Here is a 262-nt window from a genome sequence, read left to right as displayed (position 1 = left end):
CCCGTTACCGCAGCGCCCCGTCGACGGGCGCAACACATCAAGAAACGGAGACACACCATGAAGCACGTCAGCGAGCGCCCGGCCGACACGGCCGGCGGCGCGGATCCCCGTCATGCCGATCGCGATGCGATGTTCGCGTCGCACGAAGCCGGCTATGCGAAACAGTTGAAGCCGCGCCACGTGCAGATGATCGCGATGGGCGGTGCGATCGGCACCGGCCTCTTTCTCGGCGCGGGCGGCCGCCTGCAGAGCGCGGGGCCCG

The 262-nt window shown here is 69.8% G+C and carries 1 pseudogene; it reads left to right on the top strand.

The window, feature by feature from the left end:
* Positions 1–57 precede the first annotated feature (57 nt).
* Positions 58–262: pseudogene (locus SB751_RS31845) on the top strand (amino acid permease); the annotation flags it as partial.

Source organism: Cupriavidus sp. SIMBA_020 (assembly GCF_046535395.1).
GTDB classification, from domain to species: Bacteria; Pseudomonadota; Gammaproteobacteria; order Burkholderiales; family Burkholderiaceae; genus Cupriavidus; species Cupriavidus campinensis.
Note: the sequence above shows the minus strand (reverse complement) of the source record. Positions and strands in the feature narration are given on the sequence as shown.